This is a genomic window from Roseovarius autotrophicus (genome assembly GCF_018069895.1).
GTDB lineage: Bacteria > Pseudomonadota > Alphaproteobacteria > Rhodobacterales > Rhodobacteraceae > Roseovarius > Roseovarius autotrophicus.
In genome coordinates, this window is record NZ_JAGQDH010000003.1 from 184,567 (window position 1) to 208,137 (window position 23,571).

The following is a 23,571-nucleotide window of genomic DNA, read 5'->3' on the forward strand; positions in this document are numbered from 1 at the left end:
GACCTGTCATGCGCAGCGGCTAAGGATACGCTCCGACAGGATCGAAGGAGACCGAAATGACCGCACCGCTTGACGGCGTGACCGTTCTTGACCTTACCCATGTCCTTGCCGGGCCCTTTGCCTCGCTGACGCTGCGCGATCTCGGGGCGCGGATTATCAAGGTGGAGCGCCCCGGCACCGGCGACGACACCCGCGCCTTTCCGCCGTTCAAGGACGGGCAAAGCGCCTATTTCGCCGCGATCAATCATGGCAAGCAATCCATCGCGCTGGATCTCAAGGCCGAAGGCGACCGAGCCATTTTCGACGCGCTTCTTGCCCGCGCCGATATCGTACTGGAGAATTATCGCCCCGGTGTGATGGAGAAACTGGGCTATGGCTGGGAGGCGCTCCATGCCAGCCATCCGCGCCTGATCTATGGCGCGGTCAGCGGCTTTGGCCATACCGGCCCGGATGCCGAGCGTCCGGCCTATGACATGGTGGTGCAGGCGCGTGGCGGGGTCATGTCGATCACCGGCGAGAAAGACCGCGAGCCGGTGCGCGTCGGCGCCTCGATCGGTGATATCGTGGCGGGAATGTATCTGGTGCAAGGCGTGCTTGCGGCGCTTATCGACCGCAAGAAGACGGGGCAGGGGCGCAAGGTCGATGTGGCCATGCTCGACAGCCAGTTGGCGATTCTCGAACATGCCATCGCGATCACCACGGCGACTGGCAAGCCGCCCTCGCCATCGGGTGCACGGCATCCCTCGATCACGCCTTTTGAAACATTTCACGCCGCTGACGGGCTTTTCGTCATCGCCGCCGGAAACGATGCGCTTTTTGTGCGGCTCTGCGATCTGCTCGGGCTGCCGATCGCCCGCGACCCGCGTTTTGCCACCAATGCGGCGCGTTGCGAGAACGCGCGCACGCTCAAGCGTCTGATCGAGGCGATCACCCTTGATCGCCCCAAATCCTACTGGATCGAGCGACTTGAGGCCGCAGGCGTGCCCACGGGGCCAATCCAGAACCTCGCCGAGGTGCTGCATGACCGCCAGATCCTTGCGCGCAACATGGTGGTGGATGTGCTCGGGCCGGACGGGCAACCCGCCTTTGTCGCGGCAGGCAACCCAATCAAGATGAGCGGGATGGACGACCCGGCAAGCCGTCCACCCGCGCCCGTGCTAGACGGTGACCGCGAAGCGATTATCGACTGGCTGCAAAAGGGCGTGAACGACGCGTGAGGCGCATTGTGCCCGGCGATGCGTGGGGCCTAGACTCGGGCCATGGAGGACAGCCGCACAACCCGCCCGACCCTGCCCGCGCCGCCGCCCCTACGGGTGGGGCTGGCGCGCACGTTGGTGCGGCTTGCGATTGTCGCGGTGCTGGCGGTCGCGCTCCATACCCTCTTTGTCTGGGCCGAGGGTTGGGTGATCCGCAACGAATATGACTGGGCCATGCCGGGACTGGTGCTGGCGGTTCTACTGATCTACGCGATGCTGATCGCCATCCCCTTCGTGCCGGGGGTCGAGATCGGGCTCTCGCTTCTGGCGGCGGGCGGGGCGGATATCGCACCGCTTGTGTGGCTGGCTACCACCTGCGGGTTGACGCTGGCCTATGTGGTGGGCTGCACGGTGCCGTTGGCGTGGTTGCGCCGCGTTCTGCTGGATATGCGTCTGGCGCGCGCAGCAGGGCTGGTGGCGTGGTTCGAGACGCTGCCGGGCAAGGAGCGCGTCGCCTATGTGCACTCGCTTCTACCCCGGAAATATTGCGGCTGGATGGTGCAATACCGCTATCTGAACCTTGCCGTTCTCATCAACATTCCCGGCAACTCGGTGATTGGTGGCGGAGGCGGCATTGCACTTTTCGCCGGGCTTTCGGGAATGTTTCGCATGCCGCTCACCGTGCTGACTATCGCGCTTGCCACCGCGCCGGTGCCGCTTGCCATCTGGCTTTTCGGGTTGCAACTGCCTTGGGGTTAATCCCCATGCCGCGCATGGACGGATTTCTGACGCTTGCGGGCTGTCGGGCGCGCGCCTATGGCTTATGTTCCGCCTGAGCGCAGCAAGGACAATGCCCCGATGACCACTGATCCCCTTGTCGTTTTTACCCCTTCTGGAAAGCGCGGCCGCTTTCCCGTCGGCACCCCGGTTCTGACCGCCGCACGCCAGCTTGGCGTCGATCTGGATTCGGTCTGTGGCGGGCGTGGGATCTGCTCGAAATGCCAGATCACGCCGGGTTACGGCGAGTTTTCCAAGCATGGCGTGACGGTTGCGGCCGATGCGCTGTCGGAGTGGAACGCGGTCGAGGCGCGTTATGACGAGAAACGCGGGCTGAAGCCGGGTCGCCGTCTGGGCTGTCAGGCGCGGATCATGGGCGATGTGGTGATCGACGTGCCGCCCGAATCCCAGGTTCACAAGCAGGTCGTGCGCAAGGCCGCCTCGGCCCGCGTCATCGCCATGGACCCGGCGACGCGGCTTTACTTCGTCGAGGTGGACGAGCCAGACATGCACGAGCCTTCAGGCGATTTCGAGCGCCTTGCGCGGGCTTTGAAGCGCGAATGGGGTGTGGCGGGTGCGCGCGCTGATCTCTCCTTGCTATCAAAGTTGCAACCTGTTCTGCGAAAAGCAAAATTCCAGGTGACTGTGGCACTTCATCGCGGCCATGAGGAGGATGCGGCGCAGGTGCTCGATATATGGCCGGGGCTGCATGAGGGGGGGCTTTATGGCCTTGCCATAGACCTCGGCTCCACCACTATCGCGGCCCATCTGACCGATCTGGAGACCGGCGAGGTCAGGGCGTCGGCGGGGATCATGAATCCGCAGATCCGCTTTGGCGAAGACCTGATGAGCCGGGTAAGCTATGCGATGATGAACCCCGGCGGCGACCGCGAGATGACCACAGCCGTGCGCGAAGCGATCAACACGTTGGCGGGAGAGATCGCCGCCGAGGCGGGAATTGATCCCGTCCTCATCGTCGAGACGGTCTTTGTCTGCAATCCGGTGATGCACCACCTCCTGCTGGGCATCGACCCGGTGGAGTTGGGACAGGCGCCGTTTGCGCTCGCCACCTCTCGGAGCCTGACACTGGGCGCGAAGGAGCTTGACCTTTCCGCGATCAACCCGCGCGCGCAAGTCTATATCCTGCCTTGCATCGCGGGCCATGTGGGCGCTGATTGCGCTGCTGTCGTACTCTCGGAAGAGCCGGGGAAATCCGACGATCTGGCGCTTATCGTTGATGTGGGCACCAATGCCGAGATCCTGTTGGGCGACAAGACCCGTGTGCTGGCCTGTTCCTCGCCCACGGGGCCGGCGTTTGAGGGGGCGCAGATTTCCAGCGGACAGCGTGCTGCGCCTGGTGCGATCGAGGCGATCCGTATTGATCCGGTGACGAAAGAACCGCGCTTTCGTGTGATCGGGTGCGACAAGTGGTCGGACGAGGAGGGGTTCGCGGATGACGTTGGCCCAGGCGGCATCACCGGCATCTGTGGTTCAGGCATCATCGAGGCGGTGGCGGAGTTGCGGCTGGCGGGGCTGCTGGACGAGAGCGGGCTGATCGGTTCGGCAGAGGCCACGGGCACCGCGCGCATGATTGCCGAGGGGCGCACCCATGCCTATCTGATCCACGACGGCGGCGCCGGGGGCGGTCCGCGCATCACCGTGACCCAGGGCGATATCCGCGCGATTCAGCTAGCAAAATCAGCACTTTACGCGGGTGCAAGGCTGCTGATGGATGCGCGCGGCGTGGACCGGGTTGACCGCGTGGTGCTGGCCGGGGCGTTTGGCGCGCATATCTCTCCGCTGCACGCCATGGTGCTGGGCATGATCCCCGATGTGCCTCTGGAAAAGGTGACTTCGGCGGGGAATGCGGCGGGGACGGGGGCGCGGATTGCGCTTTGTAATGTGGGGGCGCGGCGGGAGATCGAGCGGGTGGTGGGCGAGATCACCAAGGTCGAGACCGCGATCGAGCCGAAATTCCAGGAACATTTTGTGGCCGCCAACGCCATTCCCCACAAAATAGACCCGTTCCCCGAACTCAACAAGATCGTCAGCCTGCCGAATGTGAGCTTTAACACCGGGGGCGAGACGGGCGGGCGGCGTCGGCGGCGGGGTTGAGGCTGCGTCCGGGATGTGCCGTGGGTACGCGGTTTGTGGACGCGGTTCTTGCGGCGGGGCGGATAACCTGCCTGGCGAGGCCGAGTTGATGAGTGAGTTGAAGATCAGGCTCAGGGCGCGGATGCCTGGTGGTGATCTGACCGCAGTAACGAGGTTCTCTTGACCGAAAACAGCCCGATCAGGCTTCGTATCGACAAATGGCTCTGGCAGGCGCGGTTTTTCAGGACGCGCACACTGGCGGCGGGGCAGGTGGCGGCGGGGCATGTGCGGGTGAACGGTGCGCGGGTTGCAAAGCCCGCGCAGGCGGTCGGTCCCGGCGATGTCCTGACATTCACGCAAGGCACGCAGGTAAGGGTGGTGCGAATCGTGACCCTGGGCGTGCGGCGCGGTCCTGCCGCCGAGGCGCAGGCGCTCTATGACGATGTGAATCAGGATCCGAGTGCGCCCGAGACGAAGGAGAGCGTTCCGCCCGCGCCACGGTTCGAGGGAAAAGGGCGGCCCACAAAGCGCGACCGGCGCAAACTCTTCCCCCGTGATCCGGGTGCGCTTGAATGATCCGGCGCTCTGGATTAGTTGGTGCGCAGCCCGGATGAAACCTGAGAGATCGCCATGACCTATGTCGTCACCGACAATTGCATCGCCTGCAAATACACCGATTGTGTCGAGGTCTGCCCGGTGGATTGTTTCTACGAGGGCGAGAACATGCTGGTGATCCACCCTGACGAGTGCATCGATTGCGGCGTGTGCGAGCCGGAATGCCCCGCCGACGCGATCCGTCCCGATACCGAACCGGACATGGAACCCTGGGTGGAGTTCAACCGAAAGTATTCCGAACACTGGCCGGTGATCGTGACCAAGAAGGATCCGCTGCCCGAGGCCGAGGACCGAGACGGCGAGACCGGGAAGCTGGAGAAATACTTTTCCGAGGCCCCTGGCGAGGGCGGCTGAGCCAGGCACGGCCCGATTCGCCCGCCTGTGCCGCTCCGGGCCTGCTGTGAGGCGAGCAAGTCACTGGTGTGAAAACGAGAATCATGTCGCTGTGAGTGATCCCCTTTCGCGGGGGTCATTTTTGTGTTACACTTTGTTCACTGAGTCAGAGATACGCCGGACCAGACCACCCTTCGACGCTGTGGGGTGGAAAAATCATGAGGAAACCCCATATACCCTGATCCAGGTGGATTGAGGCATGTGGATTTTTCCGTGTCCGTGTCCGATGGTGTGATGCGAGGAAAGAACCGAATGTCGAAATCCAAGAAGTCCGAGTTTCGTCCCGACGATTACGTTGTCTACCCTGCGCATGGCGTGGGCCAGATCATCTCGATCGAAGAGCAGGAGGTCGCGGGCCTCACGCTTGAGATGTTCGTGATCTCCTTCGAGAAGGACAAGATGACGTTGCGCGTGCCCACCAACAAGGCGGTGGAAATCGGGATGCGCGGTCTGTCGAGCCCGGACGTGATTTCCAAGGCGATGAGCACGCTCAAGGGCAAGGCGCGGGTCAAGCGGGCGATGTGGTCGCGCCGCGCGCAGGAGTATGAGCAGAAGATCAACTCGGGCGATCTGATCGCGATCGCGGAGGTCGTGCGCGATCTGCACCGCAGCGACGATCAGCGCGAACAGAGCTATTCCGAGCGTCAGCTTTACGAGGCCGCGCTTGAGCGGTTGACCCGTGAGGTGGCTGTTGCCTCGGGGGCCGACGAGGTGCAGGCCGCCAAGCAGGTGGACGAGGTGCTTGTTTCCCGCGCTGCCTGATCCGGTTGCAATGTGAAAGGGCCGTGCTCTGCAAGAGCGCGGCCTTTGGTTTTTCTCCGTGAGATACAGGCGCTCTACCGTGCGTATTTCACGGACGGCGTGAGGGTCGCCACCCGGTCATAGAGGTGCCGCGCGGTGTGGTTGAATTCCTGCGTCAGCCAGTAGACCGAGGGGCAGCCATCGGCATCGGCGCGGGCATAGACCGCCTTGATCAGCGCGCACCCCAGGCGGTGCGGTCCGGGGCGACGAACGGACGGATGGAGAGGCTTATTCAGCCGCCACCGCCTTGGGGTCTGCCAGCGCGACGATGTCCATCATGATGGTGTTCAACTCGAAATCCTTGGGCGTATAGACCCGCGCCACGCCCATCTCGCGCATCCGGCGCGCGTCTTCCTCGGGGATGATGCCGCCGACGATCACCGGCACATCGCCCAGGCCAGCGGCGCGCATGCGTTCCATCAGATCCTCGACCAGCGGCATGTGGCTGCCCGAGAGGATCGAGAGGCCGACCACATGCGCCTCATCCTCCAGGGCGGCGGCGACGATCTGCTCGGGCGTCAGGCGGATGCCTTCGTAGCGGATGTCCATGCCGCAATCGCGGGCGCGGCAGGCGATCTGCTCGGCGCCGTTGGAATGGCCATCCAGCCCCGGCTTGCCCACGAGGAATTTCAGGCGGCGGCCAAGGCGGTCCGAGACCGCATTCACGGCGTCGCGGATGTGATCCAGACCTTCAGTCCGGTTCGAGGGGCTGGCGGATACGCCGGTCGGCCCGCGATATTCGCCATGGACCGCGCGCATCTGGGCGGCCCATTCGCCGGTGGTGACGCCCGCGCGCGCGCAGGCGATGGAGGGTTCCATCACGTTGCGCCCCTCGGCGGCGGCGGCGCGCAGGGCGGCAAGGGTGGATTTGACAGCGGCCTCGTCGCGGGCGCCGCGCCAGTCATTGAGGCGGGCGATCTGTTCGGCCTCGACCGCCGGATCGACGGTCATGATGCCGCCATCCTCGGTTTGCAGCGGCGACGGCTCTCCTTCCTGCCAGCGGTTGACGCCGACGACGATGGTCTCGTTGCGCTCGATCCGGCCAAGGCGGTCGGCGTTCGAATCGACAAGTCGGGATTTCATGTAGGCGATGGCCGATACCGCGCCACCCATGGAATCGAGATTGGCCAGTTCGTGCCGCGCGCCATCCTTGAGCGCCTCGACCTTGGCATCCACCGCCGGATTGCCATCAAAGAGGTCATCGAATTCCAGAAGGTCGGTTTCATAGGCGAGGATCTGTTGCATGCGCATCGACCATTGCTGATCCCAGGGGCGCGGCAGGCCCAACGCCTCGTTCCAGGCGGGCAGTTGCACCGCGCGGGCGCGGGCGCGTTTCGAGAGGGTGACGGCCAGCATTTCAATCAGGATGCGGTAGACGTTGTTTTCCGGTTGCTGTTCCGTCAGGCCAAGGGAATTGACCTGCACGCCGTAGCGGAAGCGGCGGTATTTGGCGTCTGCGATGCCGTAACGCTGTTCGAGGATTTCATCCCAGAGATCGACAAAGGCGCGCATCTTGCACATTTCGGTGACGAAGCGGATGCCCGCGTTGACGAAGAAGGAAATCCGCGACGCCAGCGCCGGGAAATCGGCAGCGGGCACGCGGGGGCGCAATTCGTCGAGCACGGCAATGGCGGTGGCGAGCGCAAAGGCAAGCTCTTGTTCCGGTGTCGCGCCCGCCTCTTGCAGGTGATAGGAACAGACGTTCATCGGGTTCCATTTGGGAACGTGGGTGTAGCAGTATTCCGCCACGTCGCCGATCATCTTGAGCGAGGGCGCCGGCGGGCAGATATAGGTGCCGCGGCTGAGATATTCCTTGATGAGGTCGTTTTGCACCGTGCCTTGCAGGGCGGTCACATCGGCGCCCTGTTCCTCGGCCACGGCGATATAGAGCGCCAAGAGCCAGGGGGCGGTGGCGTTGATCGTCATCGAGGTGTTCATCTGGTCGAGGGGGATATCCGCGAAAAGCGTGCGCATGTCGCCCAGATGGCACACGGGCACGCCGACCTTGCCCACCTCGCCTTTGCTGAGGATATGGTCGCTGTCATAACCGGTCTGCGTCGGCAGGTCGAAGGCCACCGACAGGCCGGTTTGCCCCTTGGCGAGGTTGGCGCGGTAGAGCGCGTTTGATTTCGCGGCGGTGGAATGGCCCGCATAGGTGCGGATCAACCAGGGCCTGTCTTTCTGCGGCTGCGACATGGGGGCCTCGTGAATCAGTGAGCGCAATTTTGTTACGTTTTGCCGGAGGGTATAGGCAAGAAGGTTGCGCTGTCAATTCGCTGCGTTGCGGCGATGGCGGGTGCCGCAGCGCAATGACGAGGCCATATGCGGCCGGTCAGATCATCCCGAGTGCCTGCTTGTACATCTCCAGCACGGCCTCTTCCTCGGCGATGTCGTCCTTGTCGCGCTTGCGCAGCGCGATTACCTTGCGCATCACCCTGGTGTCATAACCGCGCGCCTTGGCCTCGGCCATCACCTCTTTCTGCTGGTCGGCGATATCCTTCTTCTCGGCTTCGAGACGTTCGAACCGTTCGATGAACTGGCGCAATTCGTCGGCGGTGACGTGATAGCTGGTGTCGGATGTCATGTCGTTCATTGGATGCCTCCGCTCGGGTCAGGGCGCAGACCTATCGCCGCCGCGTCGCGCGCGCAAGCGCCAAGCGGGCCTTGCGCGGGACGCCGCTTTGGCCTAGGCGACCGGCAGGTCAGAAAGGAGAGGCATCATGGAAATGCTGGTCTGGGCAGGGGCGCTCGTGTCGCTCGGCGGTCTCGCGGGTCTGGTGTGGTGCATCCTCAAGGTCTGGCGGGCGCGCCGCGCCGGGCTCTCGGATGAAGAGTTGCGCGCGGCGGTGCGGGCTGTCGTGCCGCTCAACATGGGGGCGTTGTTCCTTTCGGTGATCGGGCTGATGATGGTGGTGGTGGGGGTCATGCTGGGCTGATTCCAGCCGCCCGTCGCCCGAAATAGCCAAGCCCCTCCTTGATCCTGGACAGCAAGACAGGGTGCGGCGACCACAGCGGCGAGGAAATCGGTGCGAGTGCCTTCATATCCTTGAGCACCGCCATCAGCCCGCGCTCATCCGCCTGAAAAAGCGGCCCGCCAGCAGCGCGCGCCTGTCCGCGCGCACGCACGGCCACCACGTCGAGATCGCCCGGACGCAGCACTGCGCCCGCCGCCATCAGCCGCTCGGCGGCGTTGACGAGCGCGGCGTGAAGGGCGCGCTCGGGGGGGACGCCGCCGGGCAGGGGGGCCGTGGCGGTCGCGCGTGGCATGCGCGGGCCCTCGGGCGGATGATCGTAAAAGCCACGCCCCGCCGCGCGCCCCACCGCCCCGCGTGTGAGCCGTTCGGCCAGCGGGCTGTCAGCGGCAGGGGCGGGTAGGCCGAGATGCGGAGCAAGCGCCGCGAGGCGCGTTTGCGCAGCGGCGAGGCCCTCGTGATCCATGGCAAGGCAGGGGCCGTTGGCAAAACCGAGGGCCTGTGCCCCGGCGTCAATCGCGGCCGCGTTCAGGCCCGCGCGCAGCAGTTCAAGTGCGGCAAGGTCCAGCGCGCCGTGCAGCACATGGCCCAGGCCAGGCCCCGCCGCGGGCAGCGCCGCGCGCACATAGCCCAGCCCGGCCGCCGACAGAAGCCGCGCAAGCCCGGCCACATCGGCCGCCGGAACGCCCGGTGCCACACCGATTTCGGCAAAGCGGGTCGCTTGCGTATAGCGCAGCCATAGCCCGTTCGGCCCGAACCCCGCGCCCGTGTCGAGCCGCAACCGCGCGGGGCCGTCGGAATAGGGCGTGCCCGCCTCGATCCAGAGATCGGCCCAGCCGTCGCCCGGTCCCTCGTCGGGGACGCGGCGCAAGGCGCAGCCTGCCGCGTCCAGCCGCGCCGCCAGATCGCCGGGCAGCGGGCCGGTCAGCGCGATCAGGCGAAGATCGCGGGGGCCTGGCTGATGCATTTCGGGCAGCACGCGCGCCCGCGCCTCGGCCAGGTGGATATGGCGCAGCGCCCGCGCGCTCCGGCTTTGCGTGCGCTCCTCGAACAGCACGTCTTCGAGATCGAGCCCTTGCGGCAGTGGCAGAAGCTGCGCCGCCTCGACCGCGCGCAGGATATCAGCGGCGGCGCTGTCGGCCGTGCCGATCTGTTTGCGCATGGCGGCAATGGATTTCTGATAGCCTGCCGGGTCCGAGAACCCGAGCAAGGGTGCGGGCTGCGCCGCGCCGGAGGCGAGACGGGCGGCAAGCGCCACCGCCGCGCCCTCGGTATCCTGCGCCACGAGGGCATGGAAAAGCGGGCGTAGCCGCGCCTCGGTCGCGCGCAGCGGGCGGCCCGAGAGCATGAGTTCGAGTGCGGTTTGCGCGCCGACAAGGCGCGGCAGCCGCTGCGTCACCCCGGCGCCGGGCATCATCCCGAAGCTGATCTCGGGCAGCCCGAGGCGGGTGGCCTCATGGGCGACGCGGGCATGGGCGGCGAGGGCCAGCGCCAGCCCCGCGCCGAGCACATTGCCATGCAGGGCCGCAACCACCGGTTTGGGGCAGTCCGCCACCGCGCGGCAGAGATCCGACGGTGACGGAGCGACCGGTGCGGCATCGTATTCGGCGAGCTCGATCCCGGAGCAGAACCCGTCTCTTGCGCCCGCAATCACGATGGCCCGGCAGTCATCCCGCGACGCGATGTGTCCCAGCGCGCGCATGAGGTCGGCGCGCAAGACAGGGGCGAACGCCCTGGCCGCCGTTCGGTCAAGCCGCAGAATGACGACCCCGTCGCGCGCTTCGCTCTTGATGTTGGCGCTCACCGTTTCAACCCCTGAACCGATCATGGGTCAATTACTACGGCTTATCAGCCAGCGTGCAAGCGCGGCGATGTCTGGTCTTCAGACCGGCATGTTGTCGAATTCGGCCTCGATCGCCTCGCTGAGCAGGGTGTCGTGCAGCGACTTGATCCGGGGGGGCACGGCGTGGCCCTCGTTGCGCAAGCTGAAGATGACATGGCGCAGCTGCGGTTCCAGCTTGTAGCGTTTGTCCGGCGCGGCCGCCCCGATGAGGGTCTGAAGTCGGTCCAGTTCCGTGTTCAGATTGGTCATGGCAGTCCTCCCAGGCTGTGATTAACCATACCGTCTTGTGGCCTTGATCGGAATGACTATCGCGTGTGCGCGACAAAACTGTGAACGATGTCACGAATTTTGGGCAGCACACCGCCGACAGAGCGGGGTTTCGGGCAGGACTTCAAGCCGCTCCACCGAAATCTGCTCTTCGCATTGGGTGCAGATTCCGTAGCGCCCCTTGCGAATCCGGTCGAGGGCGGCACGGATGCGCGCAATCTCGGCCTCGCCTGCCTGACCCAGACGCTCCAGCACCTCATCGCCTTCACGTTCGACGGCCGCCTCTTCCCAATCGCTCGGGCGGGGACTGTCGAGTTCTGCCTCGATGGCATGCAGGCGCGAATCGAGCTGTTGCAGCCGACGCATCAGGGTAGCGTGGTAGGTTGCGGTGTCGTGCATCGTCGTCCTCCTTTGACAGAAAGAGTGCCATGGCTGCCTTTTGCGCACCTTGACCCATGTCAATCGCTGGTCTCGAATAGCGGCCGGGTCTTTTCCGGCGAGGGCGGCTCCGGGCCGGCAGAGCCCTCGTCTGCCTCTGCGACATGGCCCGCAAGCCGGAGCGCGCGCCAGCCCTCGCGCTGTCCAAGCCTGCCCTCGGCCGCGACAAGCCCGCCCGCGGCCACAAGCTCGGACCTGGCCAGGCAGTCGCGCGGCAGGCCGAGATGATCCCCCGGCCGAAGCGTCATGGCCTCGCGCAGGGGCAGGCTGATCCGGGCGATGACCGCATCGAGCACAACCGGTGCCGAGAGTGCCACCGAAGCGATGTCGCGCGTGGTGTCCGCGCGCCGCTGCGGCATGACCGCTCCGGATCGGGGCGGGATCGGGGCCGGCGCAGGCGGCAGAAGCAGGTCAAGACGCCCCGTGCGCTTGCCTGGGCCGAGGTCGATGGTCAGGCGGAAGAAGTCGAATTCGGAGGCGGGCAAAAGCAGGCCAAGCGCGCGCGCATCCTCGACCCGGTCGCCGAAGCGAAAGCCGCGGGGCGCGTGATGGGCGTGACCCGCTGCCATCTCGGTGTCGAATCCGGCGAGCAGGGCATCGACAAGCGGCGCCACCATCGCGGCATCGGTGCGGGTGGCGGGCCGTTCCCGCAGCGCCCCGGGCAGAACCTGGCCGATGGTCTGCACCTCGATCAGACCGGTCATCAGCGCGATGTCGAGCCGCAGCGCGCCGCGCGCCCCACGCGCCCCGTCGAGCAGCATGAACAATCCCTCAGACCCGAGAGCGTCGTCGAGTTCGCCGGTCTCGATCCGGCGCTGTTCGACGGTGGCCACGATCAGCGCAAGTCCGAACAGCGTGTCGGCGGCGCGCGCAAGCGACAGGCGCAGCGCCTTGACCGGAGACATCACGCGCGGGTCGCTGCCTTCACGCGCGGCGCGGGTCTTGCGCCGGAGAACCGATGCCTTGTCATGCGCTGTCATGTTCGGGGCCGTCCACATTCTGTGCTGCTGTCCTGAACACTAGGCGCGACGCATTACCAATTCGTTTACGCGTATCTCACGCGGCGGCCATCCGTCCCGGGGCCAGCGGCAGTGTCACCCGGAATGCCGCCCCCTCCTGTCCCGGCAGATAGGAGATGTCGCCGCCAAGACGTTCCATGATCTCGCGGCAGATCGCGAGGCCAAGCCCGGCACCGCTGGCCTTGGTCTGGCCGATGCGCGAGAACTTTTCGAAGATCACCGCGTGTTTGTCGGTGGGGATGCCGCTGCCATTGTCCACGAAATCCACAACAAGCTGTCCATCCGAGATGGTGGCGCGAATGGTGAGGACCGCCGGTTTTGCGTCGCAATACTTGCGGGCATTGCTGATGAGGTTGATGAATACCTGCGCGAGTCGGTCGAGGTCGGTGGTAAGTTCCACCTGTTCGGAGGCGCGTGTGCGCCGGATGCGAAAGCCGTTGCCATCCCCGCCCGCCGCGCGCACCGAGCGGTCGAGCAGCGCCTTGAGCGTGCCGGTCTGGATGTTGAGTTCTACCTGACCGTTCTCGAGCACGCTGAGGTCGAGCAGATCGTCGAGCAGCCGTGTCAGGCGCACCGTTTCGTCATGGATGATCGCGGCATACTTGTTCTGCTCCTCCGGTGTCAGATCCTGCGTGTCGCGCAGGATCTCGGAAAATGCCCGGATCGAGGTCATGGGCGTGCGCAGTTCGTGGCTGATCTGGCTGAGAAAGCCGTCCTTCTGCACCGAGATCTGCGTCAGCGTCTCGTTGGCCTGCCGCAGTTGGCGCGCGGTGCGGGCAAGTTCCTGGCTTTTGGCCTCGAGCTGGCTGGAATACTCCATGATCTGCGCGGTTTCGTCGGCCACCGCCATGAGATCTTCGACCGAGACCGCCGCGCCACCCACGATCTGACCGACCATCGCGTGCGCCGTGGCCGCACCCACCGATCCCGCCAGCGCGCGTTCCAGTTCCTGGAGGAAATCCGGGCTTGGCTCGGGCAGGTAGCCTGCCACCCCCTGCCTTTGTGCCGCGGCGGAAAACAGGGTCTGCGCCTCGCGCGCACCCATGATGCGCTGCGCCATGATCAGCAGATCCTCGCTCTGCGCCATGCCGCCGGACCAGCCGCCCGGCGTGCCCGGATTATCCAGGGAATTGACGAATTGCGCCCCTTGAAGCCGTTCGAGAGGGCGCGGAAAACTCAGGAGCGACCCGAGGATGAAAGCCGAGATATTGAGCAGCATCGACCACATCAGCGCGTGAATCACCGGGTCCATGCCCTCGGCCCCGAAAAGAGCGCGCGGGCGCAGCCAGCTTTGCCCCCAAAGCCCGTGATCGAACACCGTTTGCGGCAGGATCGCCGAAGGGCCGAAGCTGGGCAGGAACAGGCAATAGAGCCAGACCGCCGCGCCCAGCACCAGCCCCGCAAGCGCGCCCGTGCGTGTCGCGCCGCGCCAGAACAGCCCGCCCATCAGCGCGGGCAGGAATTGCGCCACGCCGACAAAGGCGATGAGACCGATCGCCGCCAGCGCCGTGCCGCCGCCCGACAGCCGGAAATAAACATAGCCGAGGAACAGAACCCCCGCGATGCTGAGCCGCCGCGCCATCAGCGCCACGGTGCGCACATCGCCCGAGACCACCGCCGCCATGCCCGAATAATGCAGCCAGAGCGGCATCACCACATGGTTTGAGACCATCGTCGAGAGCGCGATGGCGGCCACGATCACCATCGAGGTGGCGCTGGAAAACCCGCCGAGGAACGACAGGATCGCCAGCCCGTCGCGCCCCTCCATCAGCGGCAAGGTCAGCACGAAAAGGTCCGGGTTGGCCCCGTTCGGCATCATGTCGAGCCCCACCACCGCGATCGGCACCACGAAAAGGCTCATCAGCATCAGATAGGTGGGAAAGGCCCAGGCGGCGGTGCGCAGGTGTTCGTCCGCCTCGTTTTCGACCACGAGAACCTGAAACATGCGCGGCAGCGTCAGAAAGGCCATGGCCGACAGGAGCGTGAGGCCGACCCATCGGCTGCCGGAGACATCGAAGCGGGCAATGGGGGAGGTCTCGATCCGGTCGAGCGTCGGCCCGATCCCGCCCGACAGCCCCCAGACGACAAACACACCGACCGCCAGCAGGGCAAAGAGCTTGACCACCGCCTCGAGCGCGATGGCCATGACCACGCCGTGGTGGCGCTCGTTGGCATCGAGATTGCGCGTGCCGAACAGAATGGTGAAGAGGGCCAGCCCGACCGCGACCCAGAGCGCGGTGGACTGCATGTCGGGAAGCGTCGTCGCCTCGGGGTCGGTCGCGGCGAAGGCGGCAAAGGAGAGCGTGACCGATTGCAGTTGCAGCGCGATATAGGGTGTGGTGGCCACGACCGCGAGAACCGTCACCAGCACAGCGAGCAGGTTCGACTTGCCGTAGCGCGAGGATATGAGGTCGGCGATGGAGGTGATGCGCTGGCTGCGCCCGACCCGCACCAGCCGCCTCAGCGTCCACCACCAGCCGACCATGACGAGGGTGGGTCCAAGGTAGATCGTGACGAATTCGAGACCCGAGCGCGCGGCGAAACCAACCGCGCCGTAAAACGTCCAGGCGGTGCAGTAGATCGACAGTGACAGCGTGTAGACGACCGAGGAGCGGAGCCAGCTTCCCCGTCCGAGTCGCGCCGCGCGATCCGCTGCGAAGGCCACGGCGAACAGCAGCACCACATAGAGAAGGCATACAAGGATCAGCAGGTTGAGAACCGTCATTCTTCGGCTGCTCCGTCGTCCCTGGCGATCCAGTCCTCGCGATCGCTCTCGTCAAGGCGCAGGTGGCGCGAGACGATTGCGGAGGCGAGGATCAGCACCATCCAGAGCCCGAAGATGTAGATCAGGGCCTGCACGGTGCCGCCCGACACAGGGGAGCCTTTCCACAGCAGGGGCAGACAGATCAGCACCCCGCCGATGAGCGGCAGCACCCGTGCGGCATCCGCCAGGCGGCGGCGGCGATAGCTGCGCCGGGCGAGAAAAAGCGGGGTGCGTTCGGGACTCATGCCTCGACAAGCGCGCGCACGGCGGCAAGCACATCCGCGTTGGAAAAGGGCTTGGTCATGTAGCGGTTGGCGCCGGCGCGCTCGGCCATCTCGCGGTCACGGGTCTGACCGCGCGCGGTCAGCATCAGCACGGGTGTTTCGGCGAAATCCGCATCCTCGCGGATTTCGCCGAGGATGTCATAGCCGCTCTTGCCCGGCAGCATCACGTCGAGAATGATCAGGTCGGGCGCGCGGCGGCGGACGGCCTCCATGGCGTCATGGCCGTTGGCATGGGTTTTGACCTCCCAGCCGTCGCGAGACAGGATGAAGCTGATCGCCTCGATGATATTGGGCTCGTCCTCGATCAACAGAACCTTCTTGCCCATACACCGGCCTCCCCTCTTTGGCAGGCGCGCCGCGCGCCTGCGTTCACTATTCTCCGATCCCGCCCGTCCTGTCAAAATCCCTCTGACAGGATGGACGGCTCTCGTCGCGCTTCGCAATTCCCAAGCGGGCAGATCCGGCAGCTGACCCCGAGCGCCCGCACCGCCCCCGCCGCCTCGCCCGGATCGGGGCGCAAGAGCATATGTGCCTGCATCGGCGCGGGGCGGTCAAAATCGCCCGGTCCCGAGGGCGCCGCGACCGCAAGCGCCTGCACCGTCTCGGCCCCGCGCCCGGCCTGCCGCACCCGCGTGCGCAGCGGCGCCATCGGCTGCGCCATGGCCTGATAGAGCGGCCAGAGCGCGCAGGCCCCGGTCAGCCGTGGAATGGCAAAACCGTTGATCGGCTTTCGGAAAATCAGCGTGCCAGAGGCATCGCAGATCACCAGCCCGACCGGGCCCACCATGTCTTCGGGCAGCGCGGCGAGGCGGCGGAAGATGCGCGCCAATCCCGCGCCGGTCGCCTCGGCCAGCCGGTCGGGTTCCGGCCCGAGCCGGTCGATCTGAGCCTGAAACCTGCGAAGGGGCAGGGTGCGTGCATCGTCGAGATAACGGGAAAGAACGGTTTCGAGCAGCGCCTGAGCCGGGGCCGAAAGGCCATTCTGCGCCTTCGCCGCGACCAGCCGCGCGATATCCTCGGGCTGCGCGCCCTCGACCTCAAGCTCGGAAAAGTGATAGCCGCGTGCTGCCAGCACCGCGTGCATCTCGTCTTGCGGCGAGGTGAGGTCTGCATCGCGATCGGGGGCTGCCTCGAGATAGCGCACCAGCGCCTGTGCGCCCTCGGTCAGGCGCGCGGCATCTTCGTTCATGTTGCGGTGAAATCGTGCCTGCCATTCGGGTTCGAGCGCCTCGGTCTCGATCAGGATCGACGAGGTGGCACGGATCGCCGTGACCGCCGAGATCACCTCGTGCAGCGAATCCGCCAGGAATGGATCATGCGCCAGCCGGTCGGTCAGGGTGTCTATGGTGCGCTCCAGCGTTTCGGTGCGCCGGTGCAGATCGACCACAAGCCCTGCCCAGCCGGGAAAGCGCCCGGCGAACTCCTCGATCCGGTCGCGCTCGGCCTCGTTTGATTCGCCCGCGGCCTCGCGCAGCGCGCTCACCACCGCCGCCTCTGCCCCCTCGATCAGGCGCGACGGCTCGACCTCCAGCGCCTCGGCCAGCTTCAGCAGGGTCTTGCCGCCGATCCGGCGGCGATTGTGCTCGATCAGGTTGAGATAGGAAGGCGAGATCCCCGCTTGCCGCGCGAGATCGCTCTGGCGTATGCCGCTGAGCACGCGCCGTTCGCGGATCCGGGTGCCGATCATGAGCCGTTCGGGCATCAGGAGTCTCGCTTGTCAGGGTGCGCGTGAGGGTGCCAATTTTTTTACAGCATGGCCGCGCCACTTGTCTATTCTTTTACATCATGTCGCTCCGCCGACGGTGACGGTTCATGGCCGGGGGGGGCTGCCGCCCTTCTGGCGGTGCGAATCGGCATTTACCACGCGCAGGTTCCCTGCTTGACTGCGCGCCATGGGACGTGTTGTCGAAATGCCCCTCTGGGCGCTGGTCGTGCTGGTGGGGTTTGCGGGCGTCACCTTTGCCTCGCATTTCCTGTTCCCCTCGGTGCGGTGGTTCTTTCGCCGCAGGCTGGAGCGGGCGGTGGCACGGCTCAACGAGCGGCTCGAACGCCCGATCCAGCCGTTCAAGCTGGCGCGTCGCTATGACATGATCCAGCGGCTGATCTATGATCCGTCGGTGCTGCGCGCGGTGACCGAGCACGCCCGCGCCGAGGGCATACCCGAGAACGTGGCTTTCGAGCGTGCCCGCCGCTATGCGCGCGAGATTGTCCCGAGTTTCAGCGCGAACCTCTATTTCGGTTTTGCCATTCGTGTGGCGAAGGTGTTGAGCCAATCGCTCTACCGGGTCCGGCTGGGGCATTTCGACGAGACGGCGTTTCGCAGGATCGATCCCGAGGCGACGATTGTGTTCGTCATGAATCACCGCTCCAACATGGATTATGTGCTGGTGACCTGGCTGGCCGCCGAACGCTCGGCGCTGTCTTATGCGGTGGGCGAATGGGCGCGGGTCTGGCCGCTCAGCCGGATGATCCGGGCGATGGGGGCCTATTTCATCCGCCGCCGCTCTCGCGGGGAGCTTTATCGGCGGGTGCTGGCGCGGTATGTCGGCATGGCGACCGACGGTGGTGTGACGCAGGCGATGTTTCCCGAGGGGGGGCTGAGCCTCGATGGCGGCTTGCAGCCGCTCAAGCTGGGGCTGCTCAAGTATATTGTCGAGGAGCGCAGCCCCGACGGGCGTGATGTGGTCTTTGTGCCGGTCGCGCTGAATTATGACAGGGTGTTCGAGGACCGGCTTCTGGTCGCGGCGGGGGAATCGGGCGGGCGGCGCTTTCCGGCGCGGATATCGGTGATCGCGGGGTTCGTGCTGGGGCAGGTCTGGCTGCTGCTGCGGGGACGCTATCATCGCCATGGCTATGCGGCGGTGAGTTTTGGCGCGCCACTCTCGCTGCGGGAGTTTCAGCGCAGCGAACCGATGAGCGAGGTCCGCGGGCTGGCGCGCGCGCTTATGGCGCGGATCGGGGCGGTGGTGCCGGTGCTGCCGGTGCCGCTGGTGGCGCGGGCGTTGACGGAGGCGGGTGGTGCGCTTGACCGCGAGACGCTGGAGGCACGCGTTGGCGCGATGATCGCGGTGCTGCCCCACGCCCATATCCACCTGCCACGCGACGATCTGGGCTATGCGGCGCGGTTCGGGCTACAGGTCTTGCGCAAGCGTGGCCTTGTGGAGGAGCACGACCGGCAAATGCGCATCGTCGTGGGGCAGGAGGCCATGGTGGCCTATTACGCCAGGTCCATCGCCCACCTTTTTGCGGCCGCAGCAAAGAATCGCTGATTTATTCTGCGGTTGCGGGGTCATAAAATTACAAAAATACCCGGCATACCTGTTGCATTATTACTCATCCACCAGTATTCCCATGATCAGAGCGCCGCGATTCTGCATTGCGGCAATGCGAACAGGAGACGGAGCATGGCCTTGGACACCAATACCGGCATCGCGCCATATGACGCGCCCGAAAAAGATCTTTATGAAATCGGCGAAATGCCCCCGCTCGGCCATGTGCCCAGGCAGATGTATGCCTGGGCGATCCGGCGCGAGCGCCACGGCGAGCCGGAAGTGTCGTTTCAGAAAGAGGTGGTCGATACCTGGGACATCGACAGCCATGAGGTTCTGGTTCTCGTGATGGCGGCCGGGGTCAACTATAATGGGGTCTGGGCGGGTCTGGGCCAGCCGATCAGCCCGTTTGACGTGCATGGGCAGGACTATCACATCGCCGGGTCGGATGCGGCGGGGATCGTGTGGAAGGTGGGCGACAAGGTCAAACGCTGGAAGGTGGGCGACGAGGTTGTGATCCATTGCAATCAGGATGATGGCGACGACGAGGAGTGCAACGGCGGCGATCCCATGTTCTCGCCCACGCAGCGGATCTGGGGCTATGAGACCGGCGACGGGTCATTCGCGCAGTTCACCCGCGTGCAGGCGCAGCAGCTCATGCCGCGGCCCAGGCATCTGACCTGGGAGGAAAGTGCCTGCTATACGCTGACGCTGGCCACCGCCTATCGCATGCTGTTCGGCCATGCGCCGCATGATCTCAAGCCCGGTCAGAATGTGCTGGTCTGGGGCGCGTCGGGCGGTCTTGGCTCTTATGCGATCCAGTTGGCGAATACGGCGGGGGCCAATGCGATTGGTGTCATCTCGGACGAGAGCAAGCGGCAATTCGTGATGGATCAGGGCGCCAAGGGCGTGATCAACCGCAAGGACTTCAACTGTTGGGGTCAACTGCCCAAGGTGAACACGCCCGAGTATAACGAGTGGCTGAAAGAGGCGCGCAAGTTCGGCAAGGCGATCTGGGACATCACCGGCAAGGGTGTGAATGTCGATATGGTGTTCGAGCATCCCGGCGAGGCGACATTTCCGGTGTCGTCGCTGGTGTGCAAGAAGGGCGGCATGGTGGTGATCTGTGCGGGCACCTCCGGGTTCAACTGCACCTTTGACGTGCGCTATATGTGGATGCATCAGAAGCGGTTGCAGGGCAGCCATTTCGCGCATCTCAAGCAGGCGGCGGCGGCCAACAAGCTGATGGTCGAGCGGCGGCTTGATCCCTGCATGTCCGAGGTTTTTTCCTGGGAAGATATCCCGCAGGCGCATACCAAGATGCTGCGCAACGAGCACAAGCCGGGAAATATGGCGGTGCTGGTGCAGGCGCCGCGCACCGGGCTGCGCACGGTCGAGGATGTGATCGAAGCCGGGCGGGGCTGAGCATCCCCGCCGGACAAGGCAAGGCCCGCGGACGGTGTCCCCGCGGGCCTTTTTTCATGTCGGTATCGCGGCGGCGGATCGTCAGAGCGCCAGATTGGGAATGATCTGCTTCTTGCGGCTCATGATGCCCGGCAGGACCACGGCATCGCCCGACACGGTTGCGCCAAAGCTCTTTTCCGCGACGGTCTTGACCAGATCGTTGGGGACCAGAAGCGTCGCCTCCTCGTTGAGGATGTCCACCACGAACAGCAGCACCTGATCGACACCGTCCTCGGCGGCGACCTGCGCCATGCTCTGCATCAGGCTGGCCTTGCGGTCGAGCACGATGGCGGGCGACGTGGTTTCCAGAACGCTCACGCGGAATTTCTTGCCGCCGACCTCGTATTCCTTGGAGTCCATGCGCAGCAATTCGGCGTCGGAAAAGGCCGACACGTCGGATTTGGCGGCGAACATCTCGGCGGCGTAATCGGGGATCGAGATGCCCAGATCGGCGGCGAGTTTCTCGGCCACGGCGCGGTCATGGGCGGTCGTGGTGGGCGAGCGGAATTCGAGCGTGTCCGACAGGATGCAGGTCAGCGCCGTGGCCTTGGCCCAGCCGGGCATTTTCGCCGCATCGTCGCCCATCAGGTCAAGCATGAGGGTCGCGGTGCAGGCCAGCGGGCGGATGGTGATGTCGATGGGGCCTTTGGTTTCCAGCCCGCCGACCAGCTTGTGATGGTCGATGATCGCGCACACATCCGCGCCGTTGATATTGGCGGGCAGTTCCGCCGGGTTGTTGGTATCGACGACGACACAGACCTGACCGTCCTCGACATCCGCAATGATGCGGGGCTTGGGCAGATCCCATTTGCGCAGAAGGAAGGCGGCCTCGGTGTTGGGTTCCCCCAGAAGCACGGCCTCGGCGCTCTGGCCCTTGATCTCGTTGAGATACCAGGCCCAGAGAATGGGCGAGCCGGTGGAATCGGTGTCGGGGGATTTATGGCCGAAAACAAGGGTGGTCATGGGTCTTTCCTGGCTGGTAGGGGTTTGCGCGCCTTATAGGGCGCGCGCGGGGGATTGTCACCTGCCAATGCTGCACTGCGGCAATCGGGCGTCGCGTGGTCAAGGCCCTTCGCCTGCTTTACCCGTGCTTCGCCATATGAAATCCGTCACCCTCGGACTTGATCCGAGGGTCTCTGGTGGCAAGAGATCCTCTGGTCAAGCCAGAGGATGACGGGGGCGCGGGAGAGGTGGTTCGATTTTTCCGGAAATGGGGTGTTGACAGAGGTCTTTGGTCTCCTTATTTGCCGAACGTTAGCACTCGCCGGGAGGGAGTGCTAATGGTCCCGAAGGGGCCATGAAAACAGAAACTTTGAGCCAAGGAGCCTCGAAGATGGCATTCAAACCGCTGCATGACCGCGTGCTCGTCCGTCGCGTTGAGAGCGAAGAAAAGACCAAGGGCGGCCTGATCATCCCCGACACCGCCAAGGAAAAGCCCAGCCAGGGCCAGGTTGTCGCCTGCGGCGAGGGCGCGCGCAAGGACAATGGCGAGCTCATTCCCATGGCCGTCAAGGCCGGTGACACCATCCTGTTCGGCAAGTGGTCGGGCACCGAGGTGACGGTCGATGGCGAAGAGCTGCTGATCATGAAGGAAAGCGATATCCTCGGGATCATCGAGGACGAGGCGGCGGCCAAGGCGGCCTGAGCCGTCCGACCGTTTCCCCAATCGCAAGACTAGACAAGATATCAGGAGAGTCAGAACATGGCTGCTAAAGACGTCCGTTTCGACAACGATGCTCGCTCGCGTATGCTGCGCGGCGTCAACATTCTGGCCGATGCCGTCAAGGTGACGCTCGGCCCCAAGGGCCGCAACGTGGTGCTCGACAAGAGCTTTGGATCGCCGCGCATCACCAAGGACGGTGTGAGCGTCGCCAAGGAAATCGAACTGGAAGACAAGTTCGAGAACATGGGCGCGCAGATGGTGAAAGAAGTCGCCAGCCGCACCAATGACGAGGCCGGCGACGGCACCACCACCGCGACCGTTCTGGCGCAGGCGATCGTGAAAGAGGGCCTCAAGGCCGTCACCGCCGGCATGAACCCGATGGACCTCAAGCGTGGCATCGATCTGGCCACCGCCAAGGTCGTCGAGCACATCAAGGGCGCCGCCCGCACCGTCGAGAACTCCGACGAAGTGGCGCAGGTCGGCACCATCTCGGCCAATGGCGAGGTCGAAATCGGCCGCTTCATCGCCGATGCGATGCAGAAGGTCGGCAACGAGGGTGTGATCACCGTCGAGGAGAACAAGGGCCTGGCGACCGAGGTTGAGGTGGTCGAGGGGATGCAGTTCGACCGCGGCTACCTGTCGCCCTATTTCGTCACAAATGCCGACAAGATGATTGCCGACCTCGATGACGTGCTGATCCTGCTGCACGAGAAGAAACTCTCGTCGCTTCAGCCGATGGTGCCGCTGCTCGAATCCGTGATCCAGTCGCAAAAGCCGCTTCTGATCATCGCCGAGGACGTGGAAGGCGAGGCGCTCGCCACGCTCGTCGTGAACAAGCTGCGTGGCGGCCTCAAGATCGCCGCCGTCAAGGCGCCCGGCTTTGGCGACCGTCGCAAGGCCATGCTTCAGGACATCGCCATCCTGACCGGCGGCCAGGTGATTTCGGAAGATCTTGGCATGAAGCTTGAGAATGTCACCATCGACATGCTCGGCCGCGCCAAGAAGGTGTCGATCACCAAGGACGAGACCACCATCGTCGATGGGGCGGGCGACAAGGCCGAGATCGAGGCCCGCGTGACGCAGATCCGTCAGCAGATCGAGGACACTACCTCGGACTATGACCGCGAGAAGCTTCAGGAGCGTGTTGCCAAGCTGGCCGGTGGCGTCGCCGTCATCCGCGTGGGCGGCATGACCGAAACCGAGGTGAAGGAGCGCAAGGATCGCGTCGATGACGCGCTCAACGCGACCCGCGCCGCCGTGCAGGAAGGCATCGTCGTGGGTGGCGGCGTGGCGCTCGTGCAGGGGGCCAAGGCGCTTGCCGGTCTGACCGGGATCAATTCGGACCAGAACCGCGGCATCGAGATCGTGCGCCTCGCGCTTGAGTCGCCGCTGCGCCAGATCGCCGAGAACGCCGGTGTGGATGGCTCGGTCGTCGCGGGCAAGGTGCGCGAGAGCGATGATCCGAAGTTCGGCTATAACGCCCAGACCGAGGAATATGGCGACATGTTCAAGTTCGGCGTGATCGACCCGGCGAAGGTCGTGCGCACCGCGCTTGAGGATGCGTCCTCGATCGCCGGTCTGCTGATCACCACCGAGGCGATGATTGCCGACAAGCCGCAGAAAGAGAACGCTGGCGGTGGCGGGATGCCCGACATGGGCGGCATGGGCGGCATGATGTAAGCCACCCCACCCGTCAGGGAAACCGGAAAGGG

The 23,571-nt window shown here is 65.0% G+C and carries 22 protein-coding genes and 1 pseudogene; 11 read left to right on the forward strand and 12 right to left on the reverse strand.

Features of this window, described 5'->3' with window-relative positions; genetic code table 11:
• Window positions 1-56: 56 nt before the first annotated feature.
• The 6 genes from KAK09_RS05525 (at window position 57) to KAK09_RS05550 (ending at window position 5,837) form a co-directional block, all read left to right on the forward strand.
• A complete protein-coding gene (locus KAK09_RS05525; RefSeq protein ID WP_210877919.1) occupies window positions 57-1,217 on the forward strand; it encodes a CaiB/BaiF CoA transferase family protein in 1,161 nt (386 codons plus the stop codon).
• Between the two features lie 42 nt (window positions 1,218-1,259).
• Window positions 1,260-1,955, forward strand: coding sequence for a hypothetical protein (locus tag KAK09_RS05530; protein ID WP_210877920.1), 696 nt, complete (start codon window positions 1,260-1,262; stop codon window positions 1,953-1,955).
• 99 nt (window positions 1,956-2,054) lie between these two features.
• A complete protein-coding gene (locus tag KAK09_RS05535) occupies window positions 2,055-4,088 on the forward strand; it encodes an ASKHA domain-containing protein (RefSeq protein ID WP_210877921.1) in 2,034 nt (677 codons plus the stop codon).
• A 159-nt stretch (window positions 4,089-4,247) separates the two neighbouring features.
• On the forward strand, window positions 4,248-4,643 hold the full coding sequence (locus tag KAK09_RS05540) for an RNA-binding S4 domain-containing protein (RefSeq protein ID WP_210877922.1): 396 nt from the start codon (window positions 4,248-4,250) through the stop codon (window positions 4,641-4,643).
• 54 nt (window positions 4,644-4,697) lie between these two features.
• Window positions 4,698-5,036, forward strand: a complete 339-nt coding sequence (gene fdxA, locus KAK09_RS05545; protein ID WP_210877923.1) for a ferredoxin FdxA — start codon at window positions 4,698-4,700, stop codon at window positions 5,034-5,036.
• A gap of 291 nt (window positions 5,037-5,327) precedes the next feature.
• Window positions 5,328-5,837 (forward strand): CarD family transcriptional regulator, encoded by a 510-nt coding sequence (locus KAK09_RS05550; RefSeq protein WP_210877924.1) that lies wholly within the window; start codon window positions 5,328-5,330, stop codon window positions 5,835-5,837.
• Window positions 5,838-5,911: 74 nt separating this feature from the next.
• On the opposite strand, the pseudogene KAK09_RS18670 reads toward KAK09_RS05550, so the two are convergent.
• From KAK09_RS18670 to KAK09_RS05560, 3 genes and pseudogenes are all read right to left on the reverse strand, one after another.
• Window positions 5,912-6,064, reverse strand: a pseudogene (locus tag KAK09_RS18670) (N-acetyltransferase); the annotation flags it as partial.
• 40 nt (window positions 6,065-6,104) lie between these two features.
• Entirely contained in the window at window positions 6,105-8,072 is a 1,968-nt protein-coding gene (locus KAK09_RS05555; RefSeq protein ID WP_210877925.1) for a methylmalonyl-CoA mutase family protein, read from the reverse strand.
• Window positions 8,073-8,208: 136 nt separating this feature from the next.
• Window positions 8,209-8,469 (reverse strand): DUF2312 domain-containing protein, encoded by a 261-nt coding sequence (locus tag KAK09_RS05560; protein WP_210877926.1) that lies wholly within the window; start codon window positions 8,467-8,469, stop codon window positions 8,209-8,211.
• A gap of 127 nt (window positions 8,470-8,596) precedes the next feature.
• Between KAK09_RS05560 and KAK09_RS05565 the strand changes: the two genes are divergently transcribed.
• A complete protein-coding gene (locus KAK09_RS05565; protein ID WP_210877927.1) occupies window positions 8,597-8,812 on the forward strand; it encodes a hypothetical protein in 216 nt (71 codons plus the stop codon).
• On the opposite strand, the gene KAK09_RS05570 is transcribed toward KAK09_RS05565, so the two are convergent.
• From KAK09_RS05570 to KAK09_RS05605, 8 genes are all read right to left on the reverse strand, one after another.
• Window positions 8,799-10,652, reverse strand: coding sequence for an enoyl-CoA hydratase-related protein (locus tag KAK09_RS05570; protein ID WP_210877928.1), 1,854 nt, complete (start codon window positions 10,650-10,652; stop codon window positions 8,799-8,801). The two genes, KAK09_RS05565 and KAK09_RS05570, sit on opposite strands and share 14 nt — an antisense overlap.
• 78 nt (window positions 10,653-10,730) lie before the next feature.
• Entirely contained in the window at window positions 10,731-10,940 is a 210-nt protein-coding gene (locus KAK09_RS05575) for a hypothetical protein (RefSeq protein ID WP_210877929.1), read from the reverse strand.
• Between the two features lie 90 nt (window positions 10,941-11,030).
• A complete protein-coding gene (locus tag KAK09_RS05580; RefSeq protein ID WP_210877930.1) occupies window positions 11,031-11,357 on the reverse strand; it encodes a TraR/DksA family transcriptional regulator in 327 nt (108 codons plus the stop codon).
• A 59-nt stretch (window positions 11,358-11,416) separates the two neighbouring features.
• Window positions 11,417-12,376 carry a FliM/FliN family flagellar motor switch protein gene (locus tag KAK09_RS05585; protein WP_210877931.1) on the reverse strand — a complete coding sequence of 320 codons (960 nt, stop codon included), beginning with the start codon at window positions 12,374-12,376 and terminating at the stop codon, window positions 11,417-11,419.
• A gap of 76 nt (window positions 12,377-12,452) precedes the next feature.
• Window positions 12,453-15,140, reverse strand: a complete 2,688-nt coding sequence (locus KAK09_RS05590; protein ID WP_210877932.1) for an ATP-binding protein — start codon at window positions 15,138-15,140, stop codon at window positions 12,453-12,455.
• On the reverse strand, window positions 15,137-15,424 hold the full coding sequence (locus tag KAK09_RS05595; protein ID WP_210877933.1) for a hypothetical protein: 288 nt from the start codon (window positions 15,422-15,424) through the stop codon (window positions 15,137-15,139). The genes KAK09_RS05590 and KAK09_RS05595 overlap by 4 nt, the downstream gene beginning before the upstream one ends.
• Window positions 15,421-15,789, reverse strand: coding sequence for a response regulator transcription factor (locus KAK09_RS05600; RefSeq protein WP_210877934.1), 369 nt, complete (start codon window positions 15,787-15,789; stop codon window positions 15,421-15,423). The genes KAK09_RS05595 and KAK09_RS05600 overlap by 4 nt, the downstream gene beginning before the upstream one ends.
• 71 nt (window positions 15,790-15,860) lie before the next feature.
• Window positions 15,861-17,165 carry a helix-turn-helix domain-containing protein gene (locus tag KAK09_RS05605; protein WP_210877935.1) on the reverse strand — a complete coding sequence of 435 codons (1,305 nt, stop codon included), beginning with the start codon at window positions 17,163-17,165 and terminating at the stop codon, window positions 15,861-15,863.
• Window positions 17,166-17,355: 190 nt separating this feature from the next.
• Here KAK09_RS05605 and KAK09_RS05610 point away from each other — a divergent pair, with 190 nt between their 5' ends.
• Complete coding sequence (locus tag KAK09_RS05610) at window positions 17,356-18,732, forward strand: 1-acyl-sn-glycerol-3-phosphate acyltransferase (protein WP_210877936.1); 1,377 nt, start codon at window positions 17,356-17,358, stop codon at window positions 18,730-18,732.
• 135 nt (window positions 18,733-18,867) lie between these two features.
• Window positions 18,868-20,157, forward strand: coding sequence for a crotonyl-CoA carboxylase/reductase (gene ccrA, locus KAK09_RS05615; RefSeq protein WP_210877937.1), 1,290 nt, complete (start codon window positions 18,868-18,870; stop codon window positions 20,155-20,157).
• Between the two features lie 81 nt (window positions 20,158-20,238).
• On the opposite strand, the gene KAK09_RS05620 is transcribed toward ccrA, so the two are convergent.
• The gene (locus KAK09_RS05620; RefSeq protein WP_210877938.1) at window positions 20,239-21,159 is read right to left on the reverse strand and encodes a manganese-dependent inorganic pyrophosphatase; all 921 of its coding nucleotides are present in this window, start codon (window positions 21,157-21,159) and stop codon (window positions 20,239-20,241) included.
• 370 nt (window positions 21,160-21,529) lie between these two features.
• Between KAK09_RS05620 and groES the strand changes: the two genes are divergently transcribed.
• Together groES and groL are read left to right on the forward strand one after the other, a co-directional pair.
• Window positions 21,530-21,841: a co-chaperone GroES gene (gene groES, locus KAK09_RS05625; protein ID WP_210877939.1), complete on the forward strand. Its 312-nt coding sequence runs from the start codon at window positions 21,530-21,532 to the stop codon at window positions 21,839-21,841.
• 57 nt (window positions 21,842-21,898) lie between these two features.
• Entirely contained in the window at window positions 21,899-23,539 is a 1,641-nt protein-coding gene (gene groL, locus KAK09_RS05630) for a chaperonin GroEL (RefSeq protein ID WP_210877940.1), read from the forward strand.
• Window positions 23,540-23,571: the final 32 nt, after the last annotated feature.

Excerpts from the sequence above, each read along its gene's own strand:
- KAK09_RS05525 (WP_210877919.1), top strand. The coding sequence starts at position 57 with ATGACCGCACCGCTTGACGGCGTGACCGTTCTTGACCTTACCCATGTC.
- KAK09_RS05530 (WP_210877920.1), top strand. The coding sequence starts at position 1,260 with ATGGAGGACAGCCGCACAACCCGCCCGACCCTGCCCGCGCCGCCGCCC.
- KAK09_RS05535 (WP_210877921.1), top strand. The coding sequence starts at position 2,055 with ATGACCACTGATCCCCTTGTCGTTTTTACCCCTTCTGGAAAGCGCGGC.
- fdxA (WP_210877923.1), top strand. The coding sequence starts at position 4,698 with ATGACCTATGTCGTCACCGACAATTGCATCGCCTGCAAATACACCGAT.
- KAK09_RS05550 (WP_210877924.1), top strand. The coding sequence starts at position 5,328 with ATGTCGAAATCCAAGAAGTCCGAGTTTCGTCCCGACGATTACGTTGTC.
- KAK09_RS05555 (WP_210877925.1), bottom strand. The coding sequence starts at position 8,072 with ATGTCGCAGCCGCAGAAAGACAGGCCCTGGTTGATCCGCACCTATGCG.
- KAK09_RS05560 (WP_210877926.1), bottom strand. The coding sequence starts at position 8,469 with ATGAACGACATGACATCCGACACCAGCTATCACGTCACCGCCGACGAA.
- KAK09_RS05565 (WP_210877927.1), top strand. The coding sequence starts at position 8,597 with ATGGAAATGCTGGTCTGGGCAGGGGCGCTCGTGTCGCTCGGCGGTCTC.
- KAK09_RS05575 (WP_210877929.1), bottom strand. The coding sequence starts at position 10,940 with ATGACCAATCTGAACACGGAACTGGACCGACTTCAGACCCTCATCGGG.
- KAK09_RS05580 (WP_210877930.1), bottom strand. The coding sequence starts at position 11,357 with ATGCACGACACCGCAACCTACCACGCTACCCTGATGCGTCGGCTGCAA.
- KAK09_RS05585 (WP_210877931.1), bottom strand. The coding sequence starts at position 12,376 with ATGACAGCGCATGACAAGGCATCGGTTCTCCGGCGCAAGACCCGCGCC.
- KAK09_RS05590 (WP_210877932.1), bottom strand. The coding sequence starts at position 15,140 with ATGACGGTTCTCAACCTGCTGATCCTTGTATGCCTTCTCTATGTGGTG.
- KAK09_RS05595 (WP_210877933.1), bottom strand. The coding sequence starts at position 15,424 with ATGAGTCCCGAACGCACCCCGCTTTTTCTCGCCCGGCGCAGCTATCGC.
- KAK09_RS05600 (WP_210877934.1), bottom strand. The coding sequence starts at position 15,789 with ATGGGCAAGAAGGTTCTGTTGATCGAGGACGAGCCCAATATCATCGAG.
- KAK09_RS05605 (WP_210877935.1), bottom strand. The coding sequence starts at position 17,165 with ATGCCCGAACGGCTCATGATCGGCACCCGGATCCGCGAACGGCGCGTG.
- KAK09_RS05610 (WP_210877936.1), top strand. The coding sequence starts at position 17,356 with ATGGGACGTGTTGTCGAAATGCCCCTCTGGGCGCTGGTCGTGCTGGTG.
- ccrA (WP_210877937.1), top strand. The coding sequence starts at position 18,868 with ATGGCCTTGGACACCAATACCGGCATCGCGCCATATGACGCGCCCGAA.
- KAK09_RS05620 (WP_210877938.1), bottom strand. The coding sequence starts at position 21,159 with ATGACCACCCTTGTTTTCGGCCATAAATCCCCCGACACCGATTCCACC.
- groES (WP_210877939.1), top strand. The coding sequence starts at position 21,530 with ATGGCATTCAAACCGCTGCATGACCGCGTGCTCGTCCGTCGCGTTGAG.
- groL (WP_210877940.1), top strand. The coding sequence starts at position 21,899 with ATGGCTGCTAAAGACGTCCGTTTCGACAACGATGCTCGCTCGCGTATG.